The organism is Butyricicoccus sp. (genome assembly GCF_050872565.1).
GTDB lineage: Bacteria > Bacillota > Clostridia > Oscillospirales > Butyricicoccaceae > Butyricicoccus_A.
In genome coordinates this window covers 1-6,950 of sequence record NZ_JBNMHC010000096.1, presented here as the reverse complement: position 1 = coordinate 6,950, position 6,950 = coordinate 1, and the positions used below count along the sequence as shown (strand labels likewise).

General features: G+C 50.1%; 8 protein-coding genes. 5 read left to right on the top strand and 3 right to left on the bottom strand.

Going from position 1 to position 6,950, the window contains the following annotated elements:
• A partial coding sequence (locus ACR0P9_RS05605; RefSeq protein ID WP_432618116.1) for a GntR family transcriptional regulator occupies window positions 1–630 on the bottom strand: 630 nt, incomplete at its 3' end.
• A gap of 119 nt (window positions 631–749) precedes the next feature.
• Here ACR0P9_RS05605 and pdxS point away from each other — a divergent pair.
• Together pdxS and pdxT are read left to right on the top strand one after the other, a co-directional pair.
• On the top strand, window positions 750–1,625 hold the full coding sequence (gene pdxS / locus ACR0P9_RS05600; RefSeq protein WP_432618118.1) for a pyridoxal 5'-phosphate synthase lyase subunit PdxS: 876 nt from the start codon (window positions 750–752) through the stop codon (window positions 1,623–1,625).
• Between the two features lies 1 nt (window position 1,626).
• Window positions 1,627–2,184 (top strand): pyridoxal 5'-phosphate synthase glutaminase subunit PdxT, encoded by a 558-nt coding sequence (gene pdxT, locus ACR0P9_RS05595; RefSeq protein WP_432618114.1) that lies wholly within the window; start codon window positions 1,627–1,629, stop codon window positions 2,182–2,184.
• A gap of 62 nt (window positions 2,185–2,246) precedes the next feature.
• Here pdxT and hisB read toward each other — a convergent pair whose 3' ends face one another.
• Window positions 2,247–2,834 (bottom strand): imidazoleglycerol-phosphate dehydratase HisB, encoded by a 588-nt coding sequence (hisB, locus tag ACR0P9_RS05590; RefSeq protein WP_432618112.1) that lies wholly within the window; start codon window positions 2,832–2,834, stop codon window positions 2,247–2,249.
• A gap of 67 nt (window positions 2,835–2,901) precedes the next feature.
• On the bottom strand, window positions 2,902–3,204 hold the full coding sequence (locus ACR0P9_RS05585; RefSeq protein WP_432618110.1) for a hypothetical protein: 303 nt from the start codon (window positions 3,202–3,204) through the stop codon (window positions 2,902–2,904).
• Window positions 3,205–3,375: 171 nt separating this feature from the next.
• Between ACR0P9_RS05585 and ACR0P9_RS05580 the strand changes: the two genes are divergently transcribed.
• The 3 genes from ACR0P9_RS05580 (at window position 3,376) to ACR0P9_RS05570 (ending at window position 6,757) form a co-directional block, all read left to right on the top strand.
• Window positions 3,376–3,963: a TetR/AcrR family transcriptional regulator gene (locus ACR0P9_RS05580; protein ID WP_432618108.1), complete on the top strand. Its 588-nt coding sequence runs from the start codon at window positions 3,376–3,378 to the stop codon at window positions 3,961–3,963.
• A 150-nt stretch (window positions 3,964–4,113) separates the two neighbouring features.
• The gene (locus ACR0P9_RS05575; RefSeq protein WP_432618106.1) at window positions 4,114–5,646 is read left to right on the top strand and encodes a sodium/proline symporter; all 1,533 of its coding nucleotides are present in this window, start codon (window positions 4,114–4,116) and stop codon (window positions 5,644–5,646) included.
• Between the two features lie 334 nt (window positions 5,647–5,980).
• Entirely contained in the window at window positions 5,981–6,757 is a 777-nt protein-coding gene (locus tag ACR0P9_RS05570) for a sporulation initiation factor Spo0A C-terminal domain-containing protein (protein WP_432618104.1), read from the top strand.
• Window positions 6,758–6,950 lie beyond the last annotated feature (193 nt).

The window sequence follows — 6,950 nt, the reverse complement described above, 5'->3', positions numbered from 1 at the left end:
GCGCTCTGGCTTGCGATAACCGGGGTTTTCCACGGCATATATCTTATCATTTCCAAGCAGCTGAATGAGCAGACCATACAAATATTCTGTACCTGCGCCGATGATAATCTGTTCTGGACGAACCGTCATGCCGCGGAAATCCTTCAAATACCGCGCGATGCTCTCGCGCAGCGCAAAAATACCGCCGCACGGAGAATTTGTCATGAGCTGCACGCGGCTGTCATTGAGAATTTCTCGGATGACCTTAGACCAGATCGTAAACGGAAACAGGTCAGAAGAAGTTTGATTGCTGGAAAAGTCAGCAAAATACGAGCTGTCTCCGCCGGTAAGCGGAATCATTTCCTGAGAAAATGTCGGTGTTTTTTGCTGCGGCTCTGCTGCCAGATCACTGAAATCTGCGACATAAAATCCCCGTTTCGGGATGGAATAAATGTATCCTTCCGCAATTAACTGTGCATATGCGTTTTCTACAGTAACGACACTGACACCGAGATTGGACGCGAATGCGCGCTTGGACGGCAGCCGTTCTCCCTTCTTGAGTGTTCCATGCAAAATATCATTTTTGATGCTTTTACACAGGTAGGCGTACAGCGAATCTGACCCGCTATTCATAAGATTATAGGTAATCACAACTGTTCTTTTCTCCAATCTGACCTGACTGAATATCTTTTAATTGGGCATTTTCTTCATGCCACAACAGCATTATACTGGGTGACATCCAAAAAGTAAAGACCTGAAGGAGGTTTCCTATCATGGAAAACAGATACCAGTTAAATAAAGAGTTGGCTCAGATGCTCAAGGGCGGCGTTATCATGGATGTCACCACGCCGGAGCAGGCAAAAATCGCAGAAGAAGCCGGTGCCTGTGCCGTTATGGCACTGGAGCGCATTCCGGCTGACATCCGCGCAGCTGGCGGCGTATCCCGCATGAGCGACCCGAAGATGATCCGCGGCATTCAGGAAGCGGTTTCTATTCCGGTCATGGCAAAGTGCCGCATCGGCCATTTTGTGGAAGCACAGGTGCTCGAAGCCATCGAAATTGATTATATTGATGAGAGCGAAGTGCTTTCTCCGGCTGACGATGTATATCATATTGACAAGACCCAGTTCAAGGTACCGTTTGTATGCGGTGCGCGAGATCTTGGCGAAGCACTGCGCCGCATTGAAGAAGGCGCATCCATGATTCGCACCAAGGGCGAGCCGGGCACCGGTGATGTCGTACAGGCAGTTCGTCACATGCGTGCGATGAATGCAGAAATCCGCCGCGTACAAAATCTGCGCGAAGATGAGCTGTTTGAAGCAGCGAAGCAGCTGCAAGTACCGGTCGATTTACTGCGCTATGTGCATGAAAACGGCAGACTGCCGGTTGTCAACTTTGCCGCTGGCGGCGTTGCCACTCCGGCTGATGCCGCTCTGATGATGCAGCTGGGTGCAGAAGGTGTGTTCGTCGGCTCCGGCATCTTCAAGTCCGGCAATCCGGCAAAGCGCGCCGCTGCGATTGTACAGGCTGTCACCAACTACACCGATGCCAAGCTGATTGCCAAGCTGTCCGAAGATTTGGGCGAAGCCATGGTCGGCATCAATGAAAATGAAATTGCTCTGCTGATGGCGGAAAGAGGCAAGTAAGATGGCGGTAGGTATTCTGGCGGTACAGGGCGCCTTTGCGGAACACGCCGCTGTATTGGATCGGCTTCACGTGCCGCATTTTGAAATTCGGCAAAAGCGTGATTTATTCCAGCCGATGGATCGGCTGATTCTGCCGGGCGGCGAGAGCACAGTCATGCGCAAACTGCTCACCGAGCTGGAACTATTGGAGCCGCTCAAGCAGCGCATCACAGATGGAATGCCGGTATTAGGTACCTGCGCCGGTCTTATTTTGCTTGCCAAGCAGGTAGACGGCGGCAAGCCATGCTTTGCAACGATGGATATTTCTGTCAAGCGCAATGCCTATGGCAGACAGCTCGGCAGCTTTCATACGGAACACACGTTTGACACGTTAGGCGTTCTGCCGATGACCTTTATCCGTGCGCCGTATATCGCCTCTGTACAGGGGGATACGCAGATTTTAGCGACAGTAGACGGCAACATCGTCGCCGCACAGCAGGGAAATCAGCTCGTCACGGCGTTCCATCCGGAATTAGACGACAACACAGCAATTCATGAATATTTTCTGCACATGCAGTAATACAGACACAAAAAATGCTTCCCCATCACACATGGAGAAGCATTTTTGTTCTGTCTCAGATTTTACAACGTGCCCTTGGTGGACAGCACGTCTGTGATGCGCTCATCATACATGGTTGCGGCATCCAGTGCTTTGGCAAATGCCTTGAACATTGCCTCCATAATATGATGGTTGTTGGAACCGTACAGCACCTTGATGTGCAGGTTCATCGCCGCGCCATAGGATACCGCATAGAAAAATTCGCGTGCCATCTCGGTATCCATATCTCCGCAGCGGTCAGCGGTAAACTCGCCGTCAAAGACCAAATACGGACGACCGGACAGATCTACGGCGCACAGAACCAGTGCCTCATCCATCGGAAGAATGCAGGAACCATAGCGCTTGATGCCCTTCTTATCGCCGGCTGCCTCGCGGATCGCATTGCCGAGAACAATGCCGGTATCTTCGATAGTATGATGACAATCAACCTCCAGATCGCCCTTGACCTTGAGATCGACATCAAACAGTCCATGTCGGGTAAATCCATTCATCATATGATCGAAGAAACCCACGCCGCTGTCAATATTCGCCTTGCCGGTTCCGTCCAGATTCAGCGACAGCTTAATTTTGGTCTCGTTTGTGTTGCGTTCGATTGTGCTCGTGCGTGCCATACAGGAAGCCTCCTTGAGATAAAAAACTGGTTTTATTATACCAGTCCTCCCCGCTTCGTGCAACAGCTCATGCCGTCGGAACCGGAAATCCCGTGAGCGGAAACAGCTGAGATCCAATGTTCATATCCAGCTCCAACATGCCGTCCTCCAGCACGCCCTGGGCATGAAACGGCACTTCTTCCTCTCGGAGCCAAACGGTTCCATAAAAATCCCGCTTGTCATCGATGATATTTCCGTCGGTAATATTGGTTCCATGTCCCATCATCGTAATATGTCCTGTCAAACCGCAGTCTGTCTGACATAAATCCAACGTGCCGGACAGCAAGCCCACCGGGCTGTCAAAGAAAATGTTGTATTTTTCCATCGTCATTTATGCCATCTCCTCTCTGTTTGTGTACCATATGTTTACTTTACTTGTTTTTCCAGGTAACTACAAGAAACTTTTTGTAAACAAATCCCCTGTATTTGTAAACTTTTCTCTTGTCTAACCGGATTTTTCTGCCGTATAATAGAGACAAAAAAGAAACAGGAGGTCTGCTGCATGGCAAAAAAGGATGCCCGCAACACCAAAGGCCGCATCGTCGATGCTGCATGGTCGCTATTTTATGAAAAGGGATATGAAGGCACAACGATTGAAGAAATTGTCGAGCGCTCGGAGACATCCAAAGGCTCTTTTTACCATTATTTTGACAGCAAAGATGCTCTGCTCTCCTCTCTTTCCTATTTATTTGATGCGAAATATGAGCAGCTGATGCAGGACATGGATCCGGAAATGAACAGCTTTGACAAGCTCATGTATCTCAATCACGAGCTGTTTCTCATGATTGAAAACAGCGTGCCGATGGATTTGCTCGCACAGATGTACTCTTCTCAGCTCATTACGTATGGAGACCGGCATCTGCTCAATCAGAGCCGAACGTACTACCGCGTTTTGCGTCGAATCGTGATCGAAGGACAGAGCCGCGGACAGCTGCGCACGGATGTTTCCGTCAACGAAATCATCAAAGCTTACGCGATGCTGGAGCGCGCCATGATTTATGATTGGTGTATCTGCAATGGCGATTACTCTTTGTATCAGTATTCCGGTACAGAACTTCCGCTATTTTTAAGCGCATATAAAGCGAAATAACCCGGCATTTTACCCGCGTATTTGTCTAAAATGCGTTTTCTTTTGTCTGTATAGTACAAACTTTATTCTAGTATTCGTTCTATATTTTCGTTTGGTCTTTTTTATGCTAGAATAAGCAAGTATGATACTTTCACAAAAGGAGTACGAAACATGTCTAACGTTATTATTGTCGTTGCGATTGTGGCTTACCTCGCAATGATGTTGTACATCGGTTTCCGCATGTCCAACAAAAACAAGAACACTGACGATTTTTATCTCGGCGGTCGAAAGCTCGGCCCGCTGGTCACCGCTATGAGTGCGGAGGCATCCGATATGAGCAGCTGGCTGCTCATGGGTCTGCCGGGCGTTGCGTATCTGACTGGCGTTGCCGATGCCGCTTGGACGGCAATCGGTCTGGCAATCGGTACCTATCTCAACTGGCTTCTTGTGGCACGCCGCATTCGTGTGTACACCCACACCACCAATTCGATCACGATTCCGGATTTCTTCGCAGATCGTTATGGTGACAAAAAGCACATTCTTTCTTCCGTCGCTGCTGTCATCATTATCATCTTCTTTATTCCGTACACTGCTTCCGGCTTTGCTGCCTGCGGCAAGCTGTTTAACCAGCTGTTCGGCGTAAACTACATGATTGCTATGATTGTCAGCGCGGCAATTATTGTCGGCTACTGTGCACTGGGCGGTTTCTTGGCAGCCAGCACCACTGACTTGATTCAGTCCATTGTCATGACGATTGCTATTGTCATCGTTGTGATTTACGCCACACACATGGCTGGCGGCATGGACGCCGTTCTCACCAACGCACGCGCTCTGCCGGGCTATCTGAGCCTGACCAGCGTTTACGATCCGGAGACTGGTTCTTCCTCCGCTTACGGTGCGCTGACCTCGTTCTCCATGCTGGCATGGGGTCTCGGCTACTTTGGTATGCCGCACGTTCTGCTGCGCTTTATGGCAACTGAGGATGACAAGAAGATCAAGACTTCTCGCCGCATTGCAACCGTTTGGGTTGTCATTTCGATGGCTGTCGCTGTCTTTATCGGTATTGCCGGTCTGGGCATGACCAAGGCCGGTGCGCTGCCGGTACTGGCTGATCCGGAGCGCATCATTATCACCGTTGCACAGCTCATCAGCAGCCACGGCATTCTCGCAGCTGTCATTGCCGGTGTGATTCTGTCGGGTATTCTGGCATCCACGATGTCTACCTCTGACTCGCAGCTGCTCGCTGCTTCTTCCAGCTTCTCGCAGAACCTGCTGCAGGATCTGTTTGGCGTCAAGCTGACCCAGAAGCAGAACATCGCAATCGCTCGTCTGACCGTCGTTGTCATTGCTGTCATTGCTGTATTCTTGGCTCGCAATCCGGACAGCTCGGTATTTAAGATCGTATCGTTCGCTTGGGCTGGCTTCGGCGCAACCTTCGGCCCGATTGTCCTGCTGGCATTGTTCTGGAAGCGTTCCACCTTACAGGGTGCCCTGTCCGGTATGATCGTTGGCGGCATCATGGTATTCGTTTGGAAATTCCTGATTGCACCGATGGGCGGCATTTTTGGTATCTATGAGCTGCTGCCGGCATTTGTCCTGGCTCTGCTCGTCAATGTCGTTGTTAGCTTGGCGACGCCAGCTCCGTCCGCAGACGTTCTTGCTACCTTTGATGAGGTTCAGGCACGCCTGGCCAACAAAGAGTAATCGCGCATTTTATACAGATCCCCCGAGATTTTCGAGGGATCTGTTGTCTTTTTTGCTGTTTGTCGAATTTACTCGATAATATAAATATAGCAGTTTATCGTCATTTTCACCGATGGCAAACACCTTTTTGATTCGTGCAAATTCTCGCTTTTTTCTCTAAAATCTTGGATTTATCCACGGCAATTCGTTACAACTCACTTTTGTCGATCCTCCGATTTGAGCAACTTTTTGTACAACTCCGTTCTTGTTCATTTTTGCAAATTCCGGTATAGTATATACACAAAGCATACATACCATACGCAAAGCAAAAATTTTATAAGAAAGGGATTTTATTATGTTATCGCTCACTCGTATCATGATTGCATCGGACGATTCTATCTTCACCCGTGCGCTCTCATCGGCTATCGAGTCCTCAGCAGAATTGTCGATTACTGGCATCTACACTTCCGGCGATGGATTAACTGATATGATCCTACGGGAACAGCCTGATGCCCTGCTGATTGACTTGATGATCCCCGGCAACAACGCACTCTCTGTTCTCAAGGAGCTGCACAGCCTGCCGGCGGAACAATGTCCTGTCATCTTCGTTCTCTCCTCGTTTGCCTCGACGCATACCGTGGCAGAATGCGACCGACTCGGTGTCAGCTTTTTCCTGCGCAAGCCGATTGACTTGCCAGCCCTTGTGGAGCTTATCATGCGGTACGGCTGCACCCCGCGTCGGTTTTCCTCCGATAGTCGACAGCCATCTGTCTACGATGTCTCGCGCCGTGTCACGCAGATCATCAACAGTCTGCACTTGCCCGCGCATGTCGCCGGTTATCGATATGCACGAGAATGTATTCTCATGACGCTGGAAGATCCTTCTGTCGCAGAGTCGGTGACCAAAATTCTGTATCCGGCTGTCGCGCGGAAATATCACACGACATGGACAAGTGTAGAACGCGACATCCGAAATGCTGTGGAAATCGCATGGAAGCGTTCCGGTGGACGCATGGCAGGCTTTAGCTCTGTGCGCCGTCCGCCAAACCGCGAGCTGATTCTGACCATCGCTGACCGCGTCCGCTATGAATTACATCTGGACAACCAGCGCGTTCTCGAAGGTGAGGCGTAATCAACAGCATTCCCATGTACTTTTTCGGCGATCTGTGGTATAGTTAGTATACTATCGGTGCGCAGGAAGAAGGCTTCTTCTCACTGCAAACCGCTGCTGACTGCACATGGACTGCCCCGCAAGAATCCAATTTCTCACGGGAAAGACGGATGTGAACAACAAGCTCGTTGCATCCCTGCGCAGCCGCGCAGGG